This window comes from Emticicia fontis, assembly GCF_054779675.1.
This window is the reverse complement of the sequence record NZ_BAAGXU010000021.1, coordinates 247,768-262,760: the sequence shown is the minus strand read 5'-3', so window position 1 is coordinate 262,760 and position 14,993 is coordinate 247,768. Positions and strand designations below refer to the sequence as shown.

The 14,993-nt window shown below is 35.5% G+C and carries 16 protein-coding genes; 9 read left to right on the top strand and 7 right to left on the bottom strand.

Annotated elements, in window-relative coordinates:
- Nucleotides 1-62 precede the first annotated feature (62 nt).
- Nucleotides 63-632: a hypothetical protein gene (locus ACYVFA_RS13295; protein ID WP_460472317.1), complete on the bottom strand. Its 570-nt coding sequence runs from the start codon at nt 630-632 to the stop codon at nt 63-65.
- A 150-nt stretch (nt 633-782) separates the two neighbouring features.
- Complete coding sequence (locus ACYVFA_RS13290; protein ID WP_460472316.1) at nt 783-1,268, bottom strand: hypothetical protein; 486 nt, start codon at nt 1,266-1,268, stop codon at nt 783-785.
- Nucleotides 1,269-1,538: 270 nt separating this feature from the next.
- On the opposite strand from ACYVFA_RS13290, the gene ACYVFA_RS13285 reads away from it, so the two are divergent.
- The 4 genes from ACYVFA_RS13285 to ACYVFA_RS13270 all read left to right on the top strand — a co-directional run bounded on the left by ACYVFA_RS13285 (nt 1,539) and on the right by ACYVFA_RS13270 (nt 4,730).
- Nucleotides 1,539-1,907 (top strand): DUF6331 family protein, encoded by a 369-nt coding sequence (locus tag ACYVFA_RS13285; protein WP_460472315.1) that lies wholly within the window; start codon nt 1,539-1,541, stop codon nt 1,905-1,907.
- Between the two features lie 130 nt (nt 1,908-2,037).
- Entirely contained in the window at nt 2,038-2,835 is a 798-nt protein-coding gene (locus ACYVFA_RS13280) for a hypothetical protein (protein ID WP_460472314.1), read from the top strand.
- A 524-nt stretch (nt 2,836-3,359) separates the two neighbouring features.
- Nucleotides 3,360-4,406: a vWA domain-containing protein gene (locus tag ACYVFA_RS13275; RefSeq protein WP_460472313.1), complete on the top strand. Its 1,047-nt coding sequence runs from the start codon at nt 3,360-3,362 to the stop codon at nt 4,404-4,406.
- A 138-nt stretch (nt 4,407-4,544) separates the two neighbouring features.
- Complete coding sequence (locus ACYVFA_RS13270; protein ID WP_460472312.1) at nt 4,545-4,730, top strand: hypothetical protein; 186 nt, start codon at nt 4,545-4,547, stop codon at nt 4,728-4,730.
- 54 nt (nt 4,731-4,784) lie between these two features.
- On the opposite strand, the gene ACYVFA_RS13265 is transcribed toward ACYVFA_RS13270, so the two are convergent.
- From ACYVFA_RS13265 to ACYVFA_RS13245, 5 genes are all read right to left on the bottom strand, one after another.
- The gene (locus tag ACYVFA_RS13265; protein ID WP_460472311.1) at nt 4,785-5,579 is read right to left on the bottom strand and encodes an SDR family NAD(P)-dependent oxidoreductase; all 795 of its coding nucleotides are present in this window, start codon (nt 5,577-5,579) and stop codon (nt 4,785-4,787) included.
- 41 nt (nt 5,580-5,620) lie between these two features.
- Nucleotides 5,621-6,388 carry a type 1 glutamine amidotransferase domain-containing protein gene (locus ACYVFA_RS13260; RefSeq protein ID WP_460472310.1) on the bottom strand — a complete coding sequence of 256 codons (768 nt, stop codon included), beginning with the start codon at nt 6,386-6,388 and terminating at the stop codon, nt 5,621-5,623.
- A gap of 89 nt (nt 6,389-6,477) precedes the next feature.
- The gene (locus ACYVFA_RS13255) at nt 6,478-7,041 is read right to left on the bottom strand and encodes a Crp/Fnr family transcriptional regulator (protein ID WP_460472309.1); all 564 of its coding nucleotides are present in this window, start codon (nt 7,039-7,041) and stop codon (nt 6,478-6,480) included.
- A 100-nt stretch (nt 7,042-7,141) separates the two neighbouring features.
- Entirely contained in the window at nt 7,142-7,744 is a 603-nt protein-coding gene (locus ACYVFA_RS13250) for a YjaG family protein (RefSeq protein WP_460472308.1), read from the bottom strand.
- Nucleotides 7,745-7,932: 188 nt separating this feature from the next.
- Nucleotides 7,933-8,175 carry a hypothetical protein gene (locus ACYVFA_RS13245; RefSeq protein ID WP_460472307.1) on the bottom strand — a complete coding sequence of 81 codons (243 nt, stop codon included), beginning with the start codon at nt 8,173-8,175 and terminating at the stop codon, nt 7,933-7,935.
- A gap of 240 nt (nt 8,176-8,415) precedes the next feature.
- Between ACYVFA_RS13245 and ACYVFA_RS13240 the strand changes: the two genes are divergently transcribed.
- The 5 genes from ACYVFA_RS13240 (at nt 8,416) to ACYVFA_RS13220 (ending at nt 14,646) form a co-directional block, all read left to right on the top strand.
- Nucleotides 8,416-9,474 carry a class I fructose-bisphosphate aldolase gene (locus ACYVFA_RS13240; RefSeq protein WP_460472306.1) on the top strand — a complete coding sequence of 353 codons (1,059 nt, stop codon included), beginning with the start codon at nt 8,416-8,418 and terminating at the stop codon, nt 9,472-9,474.
- A gap of 269 nt (nt 9,475-9,743) precedes the next feature.
- Nucleotides 9,744-9,986 (top strand): hypothetical protein, encoded by a 243-nt coding sequence (locus ACYVFA_RS13235; protein WP_460472305.1) that lies wholly within the window; start codon nt 9,744-9,746, stop codon nt 9,984-9,986.
- Nucleotides 9,987-10,188: 202 nt separating this feature from the next.
- Nucleotides 10,189-10,425, top strand: coding sequence for a hypothetical protein (locus tag ACYVFA_RS13230; protein WP_460472304.1), 237 nt, complete (start codon nt 10,189-10,191; stop codon nt 10,423-10,425).
- A 410-nt stretch (nt 10,426-10,835) separates the two neighbouring features.
- Nucleotides 10,836-11,108 carry a response regulator gene (locus tag ACYVFA_RS13225; RefSeq protein WP_460472319.1) on the top strand — a complete coding sequence of 91 codons (273 nt, stop codon included), beginning with the start codon at nt 10,836-10,838 and terminating at the stop codon, nt 11,106-11,108.
- Nucleotides 11,109-11,238: 130 nt separating this feature from the next.
- Nucleotides 11,239-14,646, top strand: coding sequence for a PAS domain S-box protein (locus ACYVFA_RS13220; protein WP_460472303.1), 3,408 nt, complete (start codon nt 11,239-11,241; stop codon nt 14,644-14,646).
- Nucleotides 14,647-14,993 lie beyond the last annotated feature (347 nt).

Genomic DNA, 14,993 nt, shown 5'->3' with positions numbered 1-14,993 from the left:
AGAAGAATTTCAAGATAGCTAAATCCTACCCAACTGTAGCGAATCTATTGAACCTTCACACTTTAACTAAATTCAAACCAAACAGTAGTAGTTCCTTTGCTTTTGGCGTAAATTAAGAATTTTTCGAAGTTTCGTAAATCTTTACCAAAATAATGATAGCGATAGTATTCTTCATCTTCCCCTAATGAAAAATCTGCATAATATTCTTCAACTATACGCGGGTGTGGTGGCATTAATTTGGGCAGATTTTGAACTGAATTTAAAACTGAAATTAATTTTTGAATAGTTTCAAAAACTTTATCAATATTACCCTCAAGTGCCGTTCTCTTCGTTTCTTCTTCATGCAAAAATTTTTCTTTTTCTGCATCTGATTTAATACTTTTCAAAGTAATATCTAAATGATAATCATCATAAGGAGCCTCTCCCATCTGGTATAAACAAGATAAGTCCAGACCTGATATAAGCTCCAGCTGACGAAGCTCCTGTCCATCACCTCTTACACTGTTAAGAATTAAATAGCAAAAACTTCTGCTTAAGTGGTATGGATTATAATCTCTATTTACTGGCAAATCAAAACTTTCAGGAAAAACCTGATCATAATTGTTTACTAAAACATCAATATCTAATCCCATATAAGTATATATAAAAAACAGTTAACCCTTATCACATTAATCTTATTTCAGCTCCAAAATACTAATGAAATTCAAAAAAAAACAATTATAAAATCATCGACTATATATCATTGAAATTAAAGATTTTATTCCTTTAACCAAAATCAAACATCATTGAAGTCTTTCCCATACCAACCAGGTGTGGAAACAATGAAAGCTCAAAAAAACCAGAGAAGCGAGTATAAAATAATAAGCACGGTAAGGGATTTTGAAATAGAAAGATTTGCCTGTCAGGGCTATACCTGTGAGCCATAACAGAGGAGTATAGGCAGGGGCCATAAATCCTAAAAGGCTTTTACTCCATGCACTATCAGGATAGTCAATTAAAAGTATCCATGCAATGAAATAGAGTGCTAGCCCAATCAGATAAATCCAGAAACCGGTTATTTGATAAAGTTTTTCCGTAGGTAAAGGTATCAGAAAGGCCATCAGAAAAACTAAGCCTCTTGAGATATTTTCTCCATATCCTACCCATACTGGAATATTGTGCCAAAAGATATCTGGTTGGTAAACTGCCGGTAGTTTATTGGTCAATAAGCCATTCCAGAGCATAACCGGAAGTATGAGCAGAAAACAGTTGAGCAGGTATTTTTTCATTGTGTATTTGCAATTTTAGATAAGCGCTAATATATTCGATTAAATATCACTTTACTATGATACCGCTCATATAGTAAGATTACTTAACTACTTTAACTGCACAGATAGCACATTTTTCTAATAGACTATTGAATTTTAACCAATTTGTATACTATATTAGCGGCTCATAACATCACTTCCTCCTTATTTATACAAATTGTTTAGAAATTCTTCTGTTTTTCTACTCAAACGCCAAATAGAAATCTATTAAAACACGATAACTTTATTAGTATGGAGGAAGGTATAAGTATCAGCAACACAGAATGGATTGAGCGAATTGGTTTTGACGAATCAGTGGATTATGTAGCGCTGGAAATTGATGAATTTATGGGAACATTTCGTGATTTAATTAATCGGCTGGAAGTAAATTGCACAGCTGATTGTTGTGGGGCTGATGCTTTTAGTTTTTGGGCCGCAGATATCAAATCGGTGTCTTCAAAGATGGATAAGAAAGCAATTCTGTTTGATACTAAAAAATTAAACGCGTTTATTAAGGATTCAGATGCAATGACAATTGTGAGTGTTCGGTTAAATGAGACATTTCATAAGTCCGTTTTTCTTCAATTGCTTAATCATATGATTGTGGCTTTGGAAGCGTAGATTTATGCAAACTCAAGATATTTACATTCTCTTTTAATTTGTTTTATTTCTCTATATTTGTCTGACCATAAAATAACTGAGACTTCCTGCTAAACAAGCGTTCTCTGACTAAAAAAGTACTACCTGATTTATGAAAAAACTCATCTGTCTATTGCTTCTTATCGCATTTTTTTCATGCGAAAGAAAAACTGTTAATGCTCCGGAAACAATACAAAAAATCAATAGAATTTATAGAAAATATAGCGATTTTAGTAATTTTACGCCTATTACTTATTCGGAATTCGTATATGATAATGCAGGTAAATTGTTGAAAGAAAAAGTAAGAGGTTATTGGGGAGATGTTGACTATAAATATAATTATCTAAGTGATCGACTTGATAATGTTAGTATTGAAGATCCTTTAAATAATAAAACTACGGGAATTCTTTATAAACTAAAATATGATGCAAAGAATAGGCTCATTCAGCTAAGTGATGAAAATGAAACAACTATTGAAACATTTGAGTATACTGCTGATAGCAATTTACCTAATAAGAGAACAATTACAATCTTGAGTGAGTTAAGAAAATACTCTGAATACACCGTGCAAAACGGTAATATTGTTGAAGAAAGAGTTTTTGATAAATCAAAAGAACTATTGCACATTATTTCATTCATCTATGATACTAAAACTAATTATCAGGATGATATATCACCAATTTATTATATCTCTCGTTTGGATGGCCCTGCTATCTATTTTTCTAAAAATAATATCATCGAACGCAAAGTGGAATTAAAGAAAGAAAATCCTCCTAGAAAAAGCGTAGTAAAAACACAATTGATACTTAATGAAAAAGGACAGATTTATAGGATTGCAGAAGACGATTTAATTCCAAATTCTTCCGGATTATATTATGAGATTGAATACACAAGTATTTTAAAACACTAAAAGCTATCATTCGTTTAAATATAAGCAAATGGTATATTTTCTTCATAAAAATACCTCCGCCATGGGCAGAGGTATTTCCTTAATCAAACAATTAACAATTTAACTGTCCTATGGAACGAACAGCCTTAATAAGCGTACGTTTATTAAGTTCTTTTCAACCCTTTTCAGGTTATATCTTCAATCCCTTCAGGCTTTATGACCCTGGCGATTAGATTATAGTAGCAATGATTTTATCTTCTAAACTTTGCCAAACTTATTCAATCAAGCCGAGACTACCAATTAAAAAAATATTAAGAGGGTGAAAATCAACCATTTACACCTCATAATAAAATTCTTAACTAGAAACAAAATCAACCTTCTTATTCAGTTAGAAAATAGGTCATAAACTGCTAGCAAAATTTAATATTCAATATCAGTTATCACATTTATCGTTATTTTTCGTTAGAAATGCAGATACGTACCAATAGAAATATTTAATTTGCGAGACTTTTACGTGCTTATACTAAATAAAACCTATTTTCACCATGACAAAGAAGATTTTCCTTGGCGGATTACTAATTATTTGTGCACTCCTTTTTAATTCTTGTGAGAAAGACCCCAACCGCAATTGTCCTGATATTTTTTATAATGACTTAGTCATTACAGCCATCTCAGCACCTAAGATTGTGCCCGGCAGCAGTAAGTTGAGTATGATTCTGAAAGTGAACGAAAATTCCAGTAAGTTCTTACCAGTTTCTGGCCTGACAACTGGGAATTTTAAAGTATATGAACAAGGGACGAATGATGAATGCGCCAATGCGATTTCTGAAAGTGAGGCAAACAAGCAGTTCTCACCAAGTCCGCAGAAATTCAGACATAATACTTTAATTGTGCTCGATTTAAGCGCCAGTGTTACTTCTACTGCTTTAACGCAGCTTAAAAGTTCGACTATCAGTTTTATCAATAATATCATTACTACATCGGGCGATGATTCTTATCTGGTAAGCATTGCGTGGTTTGATGGAGAAGATAAACTCAATACATTGGTTGATTTTACCTCTAATAAAAGCCAGCTGACCAATGCCGTGCAGAACTTGAGTGCGAGTATTTCTAAAGATCCATCAACAGATTTATATGGCGCAGTCATTAAATCTGTTGATAAAGCTGAGCAGCGCCTAAAAGATTTACAGAAGGAGAGTTATATTTCAGCGTTCTCGATTGTCATATTCACTGATGGAACTGACCAGGCAGCCCGTTATTCTAAACAAGTAGCACTAGACAAAGTAAGCAAAGCCAACGCTAAAATATCATTGTTTACGATTGGTTTGGGTACTGAAATTGACAAGCCTATTTTAACTTCAATCGGTAAGAATGGAGCTGTTTTCCCACAGAATAAAAATGAACTGGAAGCAAAATTCATAGAGTTGGCAAGAGTGGTTAAAGGTGAAGCCAACAGTTATTATTTATTTGAATACTGCTCACCTAAAAGAGCCGGGAAAGTGGGCTTGATATTAGTTGTAGCTTATGACGCTAAAAAAGGGACTTATACGACTAATTTTGATGCTACCGGATTGACAAGTAATTGTTATTAAGAAATACCATCTACCAAAATTATTGCCCCGACCTCATGGTTGGGGCTTTTTTATTTATTTTATTGGAAGATTAACCATAAACAAAACCAACCATTAACAGTTATATATACGTAATTATTCACACAAAACTTTAAGAATATGAAACCTGCAATTGAAATCAAGAAAGACCCGAACGGAAAAGAAATGGTGGTTATTACCTTTGAAGATGGCAAAGAGGTAATTACTGCCGTAACACCAGATGGAGATATAAAACTAATGGTGTTTAATACTTCTATCGAAATGAAACATACAGGTACTGAAAGCCTTTTAATCAAGCTGAAATAAGTGTCTGTTTCTTATTTCAGCTTGATTAAAATAGGCTACTGCTAACTATTTTCTTTATACAATCGATTTCAGGATACCACCGTCTACTCTTATGGAAGCGCCGTTTGTAGCTGATGACAATGGGCTGGCATAATACGCTACTGTATCAGCAATTTCAGATACATCCGCAAAGCGTTGTAACAGTGAAGTTGGGCGGGTTTCTTTAAAGAAATTCTGTTCTACTTCATCAGTACTGGTATTTCCAGCTACTGAAAGCTCTTTGATAAATCCACCTACCCCACGTGATTTGGTTGGGCCGGGCAGAATTGAGTTGACAGTTACGTTTGTACCTCTTGTTAATTCAGCCATTCCTCTACTGATTGATAATTGTGCGGTTTTGGTCATGCCATAATGTACCATTTCGCTGGCAGGCGAAAGACCAGTTTCGCTTGAAATAAATAAGATTCTTCCCCAGTTTTTTTCTAACATTTTAGGGAACAGGTGTCGTGATAAGCGTACTCCGCTCATCACATTGATGTCAAAGAATCTATACCAATCTTCATCCGGTATTTCAGCAAATGGTTTGGGTTCAAAAATTCCTGTATTGTTAATCAATATATCTACATAGGGCAATTGACTAATCAAGGCGTTTACTTCTTCAACTTTTTCAAAATCGGCTGCGATGCCTGATACTTTTGTATGATTAGTAAGGTCTTTTAATTCTTGTACTGCTTTGTCTACACTTGCCTGTGTTCGGCCATTAATGATTACCTCTGCTCCTTCCGTTAATAATCTTTTAGCGATGGCAAAACCGATTCCTGCTGTTGAGCCACTGATAAAAGCTGTTTTATTGTTCAAATGTAAGTCCATGATGATTATGAATGGTTAATTGTGAGTGAATGAATGAATAATTAGTTGTTTAACTCTTTTAAAATGGCCTCTCCTACTGCTTTGGCCGATTGTGGATTTTGTCCGGTTACGACGCGGCTATCAACGGCCACGTGTGATTGCCAAAGGCCTGATTTCTCGAATTTTGCACCTCTTTCAATTAATTGGGTTTCCAATGCGAAAGGAACTACTTTTTCCAATCCAACTGCTGTTTCTTCCTCGTTTGTGAAAGCATTTATTCTCTTTCCATCTACCAGATATTTACCATCACTTAGTTGAATATTTACCAATCCGGCAGGACCGTGACATACTGCTCCTACTATACCTTTGTTTTCATAGATTCTGGCAGCTATATCTGCTAAAGCCTTGTTATCTGCAAAATCCCACATGGCGCCGTGGCCGCCTGCATAAAATATAGCCGCATATTCATTGGGTTTTACTTCGTGCGGGGTCATGGTATGTTCCACTTTATGACGATACTCTGCGTTATCCCAGAATTTTCTGTTAGTAGCATCATCTAAATTAAATCCATCTACAGGAGCTTTACCACCTTTGGGGCTCACAAAATCTATTTCATAGCCTGCTTCATGCAATACTTCCCACGGATGTGAAACTTCTCCTAAATAATACCCTGTTGGCTGATTGGTGCTTCCTTTTTTGCTGTGGCTTGTTACCACGAATAAAATTTTCTTTTTCATTGTATTGATTGTTTTAGCCTGTGCCATAGTTGTCTGATTAACTCCGACTGTTAGCGCAGCAATTACTGACATTGTTTGAATAATTTTTCTCATGCTTGTGTTTGAATGACAATGCAAAATTGACAATAAAGCATGGGGTGGCACAGGAGGTATGTCACAGATTTGGTGTGATGTATGTCACACTAAGCAGAAAGGCGGCTAAGGGTTTCTCTGGAAACACCCAGATAAGAAGCAATCAGGGTTTTAGGTACTCTTTGAAATAGTGATGGGTATTGTGTTAATAGCTGCTCGTAGCGTTCTTTGGCGTTATTATTAAGCAAACATAAAATTCGACGCTGTAAAGCAACATAGCCGGAATTAGATTTTCGTCTGAAAAAATGCTCAATTTTATGCAATTCGGCACAGAGTTTATCACGGTTATGCAACGAGAGGCAAAGAACTTCTACCTCTTCAATGCAATCGATATTCAGCGTAGCCTCGGTTTGGTTGAAATAGGCCTGATAATCAGAAATCCACCAGTCTTCCATGGCAAATTGCAGGATATGTTCTTTGCCATCTTCGTTGATATAATAAGCTTTGAGTAGACCCTTTATGACAAAAAAATCGAATGGAGCCGTACCTCCGGCTTGAATCAGAAACTGATGCTTTTTGAGTTTTCTGGGAGTAAAATGTGACATGATGTATTCAAACTCCTGATCGGTAACAGGAGTTATTTTTTCAAAATGTCTTCTTAATTCTAAACTCATTTTTTATTTTCGGATTTATCATTTGTGGGGCGAACTTCTAGTTCGCCAAAATTCGGAAGAATTTTATCAGCCACAACATCATGCTACACACTGAAATAGATTAATTAACCAGCGATAATTCAATAATGGCTCCGGTACTATTATTGAAATCGCGCATGGATGAGATAAAAGGTAAGTCTATTTCTGCGCCTAATAATTTTCGTAGAATCTCATGTTGACGTTTATATTCTCTTTTCATGTATTGATTCTGCGCTATCTTCTTATCTAAATATTCATCAATCGGGTCTAATTCCTCAGACTCCTGAACAAACATATCAATTGTTTCCTGTGCAATAGAAACTATATTTATCAAATAACTCTGGTCTTCACTTAAAAGGAATTCAACAGCATCAGATACGGCCGAACAGGTATCAAGTGCATAAGAAGCCAAATCTCCTTTAAAACGCTCAACGTCGGGTGTTATCTCGCTGATTTTCTCATAGGCTGCATCCAGTTCTTCGTCGTTTACTTCTATATCCTGCAAATATTGATAGATCATTACGATAGCATCTTCCAGCACTTCAATATTTCCCCATTTCTCGGTATCGCTGAACTGTCTATAATTAGGGAGTAGTTTTTCGCAGGTCAACACGGCAAATAAAACCTGTTGTTTAAACGATAATTTTACTATTTTCTTTTCAATACTTTTCAGGAAATCGTCCATCGTATTACGCAATTAAATTTAAATCGTCACAGTTTTTCTCTGCACAAAGTATGCAAGTTAATCATAATTTGAAATTATTCGTAATTGACGAAGATTGAATGTATTGAATTATTGACGCCACAGAGGGAATAAGATAGAGTTTAGCCTTAAAAGCTTTTCAAAAACCTGAACTATACTCCTACTAACATTTATTCTAAAGATATATTCACTTTGATACGCTTCACAATGGGGCAGAAATAGGCGTAATAATTGATATTTTCGGCATTGAGATAATGAATAAAGTGCTGAAATCTCCGGGAATCGTTTTTGCGTGCAAGTGTGATAGTCACTCCTTCGCTGCTTGCATTGGGTGTAATCTCTTCATGAAGTAAGTCGTACTTCTCAAGCATAAATATCACATCACCTTTTAAACTATTCATTGTTCTTTTCATAGCCGATACTATTAAATGATTCATATCTGAAAAATTATTCATTGACCAGAAGCCCCTTGACATCATCAATCAGTAAAAGCACTTATTGGGAGGGATAGAAAGAGAAGTAAATGTAAACTATTATTAGTTAGCTTGCAAAATTGATTTTATAAATTGCACTTCCAATTTTCACCATATTTTAATGTAACAATCCATCAACTCAGTTGTTTTATTAATAGGATACCAAATCTAGCTTCAACTATGAGTTATCAGAAAATTGTTCATTACTTAGGCAAAGACGCCGATTATTTACTGCAACATACCAGTAAAACTATTGATAAAAACTTATTGCATTCTCCTTCACCCAACTATCTGGATGAGATTTTTCAGGGCAGCAACCGGAGTATACCGGTGTTGAGGAACCTGGCTGCTTTATATGGGCACGGACGTTTGGCTAATACTGGCTTTTTATCAATTCTTCCTATCGACCAGGGCATTGAGCATACAGCAGGAGCTTCATTTGCCAAAAACCCGATGTATTTTGACCCAGAAAATATTATAAAGCTTGCCATAGAAGGCGGTTGCAATGCCGTAGCTACTACCTTTGGCAATCTGGCGATTGTGGCGCGTAAATATGCCCACAAGATTCCATTTGTAGTAAAAATCAATCATAACGAATTACTTACTTACCCGACCAAATATGAGCAGATAATGTTTGGCTCGGTTGAAGATGCCTGGAATCTAGGGGCGGTAGCCGTTGGGGCAACTATCTATTTTGGTTCAGAGGGTTCAAATCGTCAGATTATAGAAGTTGCCAAAGCTTTTGAGAAAGCGCATGAGTTGGGTATGGCCACTATTCTTTGGTGTTATACCCGTAATAATGGCTTTAAAAAAGATAATATCAACTACGAAACGGCAGCCGATATTACAGGGCAGGCGAATCATTTAGGCGTTACAATTCAGGCGGATATTATCAAACAGAAAATGCCGGAAAGTAACGGTGGTTTTACGGCCATTAATTTCTCCAAAAGCGCGCCACAAATGTATACCGAGCTAGCCACAGACCATCCGATTGATCTTTGCCGCTATCAGGTAGCCAATTGTTATATGGGGCGTATTGGCTTGATTAATTCTGGAGGCGAATCGAAGGGCGAATCAGATATGGAAGAATCTGTTCGCACGGCTGTCATTAATAAACGTGCCGGAGGTATGGGGCTTATTCTGGGCCGTAAGGCATTCCAACGTCCATTTGAAGAAGGAGTAAAGATCCTGAATGCTATTCAGGATGTATATCTGGCTAAAGAAATTGAGCTTGCATAATATATATTAAACTGTTTAATTACTAAAGGCTCCGGACAATGTCTGGAGCTTTTTTTAAATTCTTACTTTGGGAAATCCGATTTTTCCGTCCGGAACACTTGTTTAACTTTTTTAATTTTTCTTTAGGAAAAGTCTAAACAATATCCTACATTTGGTATAGACTACTGCGCCCCCTCATAATCCTATTGTTTAAATCCTTTAAATTTTCTTTCCCAATATCTATAAATCACTTTTAGTGATCGTTTTCCCTTTACTTAGCTTATTCTACCATGAAGACTTACGAAGAATTTAAAAGAACTGTTTATGATGCTCTGGAGACTAGCAATATCATACCTCAGGAAATTATAGAGCATGATACAGCTATTACGGTTTCTATGATGAATGACGACGAAATGCCTGAATACTTAAAAAACTTTAGTAATATATTAGAATCCGAGCACCTTCGGTTTAAATCATCAGTTTCAGTTCCTTCACACATTCAAACCATCAGTATTTCAATATTTAATCATTAATTGAGCAGGAAGAAATAGGTATTATATCCCGTTAGCCATCAATAACCCCGTTAAATAAGTTTAGTATCTTCTGCTTGATAACTTCTGTTCTAGCTTCTATTTTTGATTCAGTTTAGTTTCCATAGCCTGCACGCTCCCTTGAAAAGGGCCATAAAACTTTTGCTAAAAAATTAAGCCATGCCGCTTAGAAACAATTAAATTCATGAAACAACTTAAAAATCTCAATTGGAGAGTTCTTCATACTTTGCAGGAGTATGAAATCATTTATGTAAAAATGGATGGCAGCTTGCAGAATAACAGCCTTACGGTCATTCTGGATCATAAAACTAATTCATCTAAACTCAAAAAACTAATCGATTCATTAAAAGCACAAAGGTTGAGTTGTCAATGCTCTTTCAACCCCGAAACCTGGGAGCTAGCAGTTACTATTTCCAAATAAATAAGATATAAACGAAAATTATTTATTAAAATGAATGATATTTTCAGCTTTATAATGATTCCAAATTAGCTAAACCGCTTGTAAAATCGGATTGAACTACTTATTTTTATTGCAAGGCTGGTACCGAATTTGATATTTTATGTTTAATTAACTTTGTTGTAATCTTCTGCCCTATTTTTTTTTAACCATCGGCTATTGGTAATTTTATTGGTAATGTTTTTATAAATGCTTGGTTACAAGCAGGGAATGCTGTTTAGAGAAAATAGTGGCATAACCTATACGTATACATTATGGTAAAAAAACTTCTGTGTGTTGATGACGATAAAATTACCCTGACATTGATTAAATTAATAGTTGGGAAAGCCGCTTTTGCTGAAGAAATTATCACAAAAATGAATGAGTAGGAAGCTCTGGACTACTATCTTGAACTACGCAATACTGACGCAACAGAAGATTATCTCAACCTGATTTTTTTAGATCTGAATATGCCAGTAATGGGTGGTTGGGATTTTCTCGAAGAATTCGTCAAAACATTTTATCAATATTTCAACCAGACTCAAATAATTATTCTTTCGTCGTCTACAGACCCGATAGAGAAAGCCAAGGCAAAGAAATACCCTATTGTAATCGATTATCTATCCAAGCCACTTGCTATTAACGCCTTAAAAAACATAACAATTTAATTATCAGCACTTTGCTGCTTTTTTCACCCTTCTTAAAAACATTTTCAGTCATATACAATTAACTTTTTCTCTTATTGAAATCTTGAAACACAATTTAAGGATTTCAATTACAAAACAACTTTTTGCTAAAATGAGTATCAATAAATTAATAACAGGAAAGGGTCTTTCGGAGCACCAATCCCAAAACATACCTAAAAAAGCCTACCCTAAAAGCCAATTAGATAGTAGCGATTTAATAAAGCATTATACCGAAGAAAGTTTTTTTGTGGTAGATGCAGATCTAAAAATTATTACTTTCAGTGAAAAATTTCAAGAAAAATATACCCGATATCTGGGCAGAGATATCATTAAAGGGCAAAATATCCTGAGCTATGCTCCTACTATGCGCCTTGAAATTGCAAAAAATATTTACAACCAAGTATTGCAAGGCCAGACACTGGAATTAGAAGTTGCACTACCCGGCCCAGACAACACCATATATTCTACAATCAATAAATATAAACCTATTTATGATAATCAAAAACATATTATTGGTGTTTTTGTAGCCTGTTCTGATATAACACCAACACGAAAGGCGCAAAACGAAACACAAAAAAGCGAAGAAAACTATCGGGCCATTGTCGAGAATTCTGTTAATGCGTTTTTTTTTAGTGATCATGATGGTTCGGTGATTGATGTTAACGATGCTGCTGTTAAAATGTTTGGATATAGCGTAGAGGAATTTAAGCGCTTAAACCGAAATGATTTAATAGACCATACTGATTCTAAGTTTGTAAAGGATTTAGAAGAACAGGAGAAAACGGGAAGTATGAAAGGAGAAGCCATTGGAATTCGCAAAAATGGTGAAAATTTTGCCGTTGAAATTTCTTCTACCTTCTATAAAGATTTCAATAATGAAATAAAAGCAGGCACATTTATCAATGATATATCGGCACGTAAAAAGGCTGAACGAAGAGTTGAACTGAATGAGAAAAGGTTCAGGTCGCTGGTAGAAAACTCTACCGATATGCTCATCATTTCAGACAAAGACGGCATAATAGAATATGTAAGCCCAGCATTTGAGAAATTGACAGGATATGAACCATCTGAAGTAATCGGAAAGCGCAATCTAGACTTCCTGCATCCTGAACAAGCCGAAGAAATAAAGGAGATAACACAAAAACTATTAGAAAATCCTGGCATCTCAATTCCCCGCCAGAACCGAATTAAACATAAAGGTGGACATTTTATCTGGATAGAAGGTTGTGTCAAGAATTTATTGCTCGACGAAAATGTACATGCTATTGTTTCTAATTATTATGATATTACCGAACGTTTGAAAGCCGCAGAAGAATTGAGACGATCTGAAAACAGCTTAAAAACGATTTTCGAAAATACTACAGAAGCCTTCTTACTAATTGACGGACACGGCAAAGTAAAAGCTTTTAATAGTAATGCCAGAATATTTGCGTTCTTGAACACCCCTAACGAAATAGAAATTGGTCAAGATGCACTGAATTTTATTGCAGATGATAGAAAAGAAGTGGTTATGGCTCTTTTCGAAAAAGCTTTTGCTGGAGAAATCATTCAGTTTGACCGCTTATATGAAAAAGAGGACAGTAAAACCTGGATAGATTTTTCAATCAGACCAGTAGTAGAGGATGACATAATAACAGGGGTCTGTGTAACAGGGGTAGATATAACAGGTCGTAAAAAAGCTGAAGAAGAACTCAGGAAGCGGGAGTTGAGATTCAGGTCTATTCTGGAAAATAGCCATGATATGCTTTTTTTATTTGATGCTGATGGTAAAGTAGAGTTTTTGAGTCCGGCTATTGAAAAGGCGTTTGGCTATACCAATGGAGAAGAAGAAATACATCACATACTCGATAGTATCCATCCTGAAGATTTACAATATACCATTGAACAATTAAAACACGTATTTGAATCTCCTGAAGTACCTGTTTCAATGACTTTCCGGAAAAAGAAGAGGGCTGGTTCTTATATTTGGCTCGAAGGCACATTGACCAATCTACTTCACATACCAGATATTAATGTAGTTGTTGCCAATTTTACAGATATAACCGAACGAAAACATTTTGAAGAAAATCAAGCATTATATGTATCAATTGTCAACTTGTCAGAAGATGCCATATTCAGCCAGTCCCTTGAGAATAAAATCATTACCTGGAATAAAGGCGCTTCCAAATTATTTGGTTTTAGCGCTGATGAGGTACTTGGGAATGACTGTCATCTGATCATACCTCAGAATAGATTGTGCGAGGAGGATGAGATTTTTGAAAAAATCAAGCAAGGGATTTCGGTTGAAAATTTTGAAACGCAAGGCAGAAAGAAAAATGGTGAATTAATCTATATCTCATTGACTGTTTCGCCAATCAGAGATAGCAAGGGAAATATCAAGGGAGCATCTAAAATTGCACGTGATATATCTGATAAAAAACGTGCGGAAGACGCAATCAGCAATAATGAAAAACGATTCAGAAGTCTATTACAGAACAGTAATGACGGCTTAAGTCTGATGAGTATTGATGGTGTAATGTTGGAGATCAGTCCGGCCGGAAAAAAGATTACCGGATTTGATGAGCATGAGATGATAGGACAAGCCAGATATGACCTCATTCACCCGGATGATTTGCAGGATGTTTCGCAGGCTTTTATTGACGTTATTGAAGACCCTGAAAAAACGAGAAATTTTGAATACCGCAGCCTCAGTAAAGATGGCACTTATAAATGGCTGGAAGCTTCGTGTACCAATCTCCTGCAAGAACCTGCCGTAGGTGCTATTGTTATCAATTATAGAGATATAACTGAGCGAAAAAATCATGAAATAGAGCGTGAACAACTGATAAAAACGCTTCATCAGAACAATAATGACTTGCGGAATTTCTCCTACATTACTTCTCATAATCTGACAGCACCGCTATCAAATCTGATGGGATTCATCGATTTATTACAGGATATTAAAATTAAAGACGCTACCCTGCGAACGATTATCGAAGGTTTCAAGACTTCTACCATTCAGCTGAATACTACAGTCAATGACTTGATAAAAATTCTGATTATAAGAGACAGCGATTCTATTGAACAGAAAGAAATTTTGTTTGGACAAATCTTTGCCCAGATCAAAGGCCAGCTGGGAAACCTGCTTGAGGAAGTAGAGCCGGAAATTGAATTTGATTTTACAGGTGCGCCTAGTGTGGTTTTTAACGAGACTTATCTTGAAAGCATTTTCATGAATTTATTGACAAATGCCATTAAATATCGGTCTTATGAACGGAATCTCAAAATAAAAATTGAAAGCCATAAAGAAGCAGATACCGTAATTCTGACTTTTAGAGACAATGGTATTGGCATAGATCTGGATAGGCATAAATCAAAAATATTTGGCTTATATCAACGTTTCCACGACCGCCCCAACAGCAAAGGTCTGGGCTTATATCTCATCAAGTCTCAAATGGAAAGCCTGGAAGGCAGCATTAACGTTGAGAGTGTCGTTGATACCGGAACTACATTTACATTGAGGTTTGCCCCCAACCCCTAAAGGCGAACTAAGACTTATACAGCTAACTTGGGTATAGGGTTTATACAAGGTTTGTACACATAATTGTATTACCTTGCGGGTCAATTGTGGCAATCTCAATCAAAATGAAAATAGTTCTTAATATATTTAAATGGATACTGATATTAGCATTGGTAGTGCAGTTAACACTTACAATCTCTTTGTTTTCGAGCGGATATGAAATATCTGCAGACAGAACTTTTCATGTTGTCCGGGATAATTTAATTCTTCTGATACTATTAGGAGGTGTAATATTATGGAAAAGAAAACTAAAGTAAATATTGATTGCAGATTGTTAAATTGGTTTATAATTCAACAATCTGCAATCG

Excerpts from the sequence above, each read along its gene's own strand:
- ACYVFA_RS13290 (WP_460472316.1), bottom strand. The coding sequence starts at position 1,268 with ATGAAAAAATACCTGCTCAACTGTTTTCTGCTCATACTTCCGGTTATG.
- ACYVFA_RS13260 (WP_460472310.1), bottom strand. The coding sequence starts at position 6,388 with ATGAGAAAAATTATTCAAACAATGTCAGTAATTGCTGCGCTAACAGTC.
- ACYVFA_RS13235 (WP_460472305.1), top strand. The coding sequence starts at position 9,744 with ATGAAGACTTACGAAGAATTTAAAAGAACTGTTTATGATGCTCTGGAG.
- ACYVFA_RS13230 (WP_460472304.1), top strand. The coding sequence starts at position 10,189 with ATGAAACAACTTAAAAATCTCAATTGGAGAGTTCTTCATACTTTGCAG.
- ACYVFA_RS13280 (WP_460472314.1), top strand. The coding sequence starts at position 2,038 with ATGAAAAAACTCATCTGTCTATTGCTTCTTATCGCATTTTTTTCATGC.
- ACYVFA_RS13240 (WP_460472306.1), top strand. The coding sequence starts at position 8,416 with ATGAGTTATCAGAAAATTGTTCATTACTTAGGCAAAGACGCCGATTAT.
- ACYVFA_RS13285 (WP_460472315.1), top strand. The coding sequence starts at position 1,539 with ATGGAGGAAGGTATAAGTATCAGCAACACAGAATGGATTGAGCGAATT.
- ACYVFA_RS13275 (WP_460472313.1), top strand. The coding sequence starts at position 3,360 with ATGACAAAGAAGATTTTCCTTGGCGGATTACTAATTATTTGTGCACTC.
- ACYVFA_RS13255 (WP_460472309.1), bottom strand. The coding sequence starts at position 7,041 with ATGAGTTTAGAATTAAGAAGACATTTTGAAAAAATAACTCCTGTTACC.
- ACYVFA_RS13270 (WP_460472312.1), top strand. The coding sequence starts at position 4,545 with ATGAAACCTGCAATTGAAATCAAGAAAGACCCGAACGGAAAAGAAATG.
- ACYVFA_RS13265 (WP_460472311.1), bottom strand. The coding sequence starts at position 5,579 with ATGGACTTACATTTGAACAATAAAACAGCTTTTATCAGTGGCTCAACA.
- ACYVFA_RS13295 (WP_460472317.1), bottom strand. The coding sequence starts at position 632 with ATGGGATTAGATATTGATGTTTTAGTAAACAATTATGATCAGGTTTTT.
- ACYVFA_RS13250 (WP_460472308.1), bottom strand. The coding sequence starts at position 7,744 with ATGGACGATTTCCTGAAAAGTATTGAAAAGAAAATAGTAAAATTATCG.
- ACYVFA_RS13220 (WP_460472303.1), top strand. The coding sequence starts at position 11,239 with ATGAGTATCAATAAATTAATAACAGGAAAGGGTCTTTCGGAGCACCAA.
- ACYVFA_RS13245 (WP_460472307.1), bottom strand. The coding sequence starts at position 8,175 with ATGAAAAGAACAATGAATAGTTTAAAAGGTGATGTGATATTTATGCTT.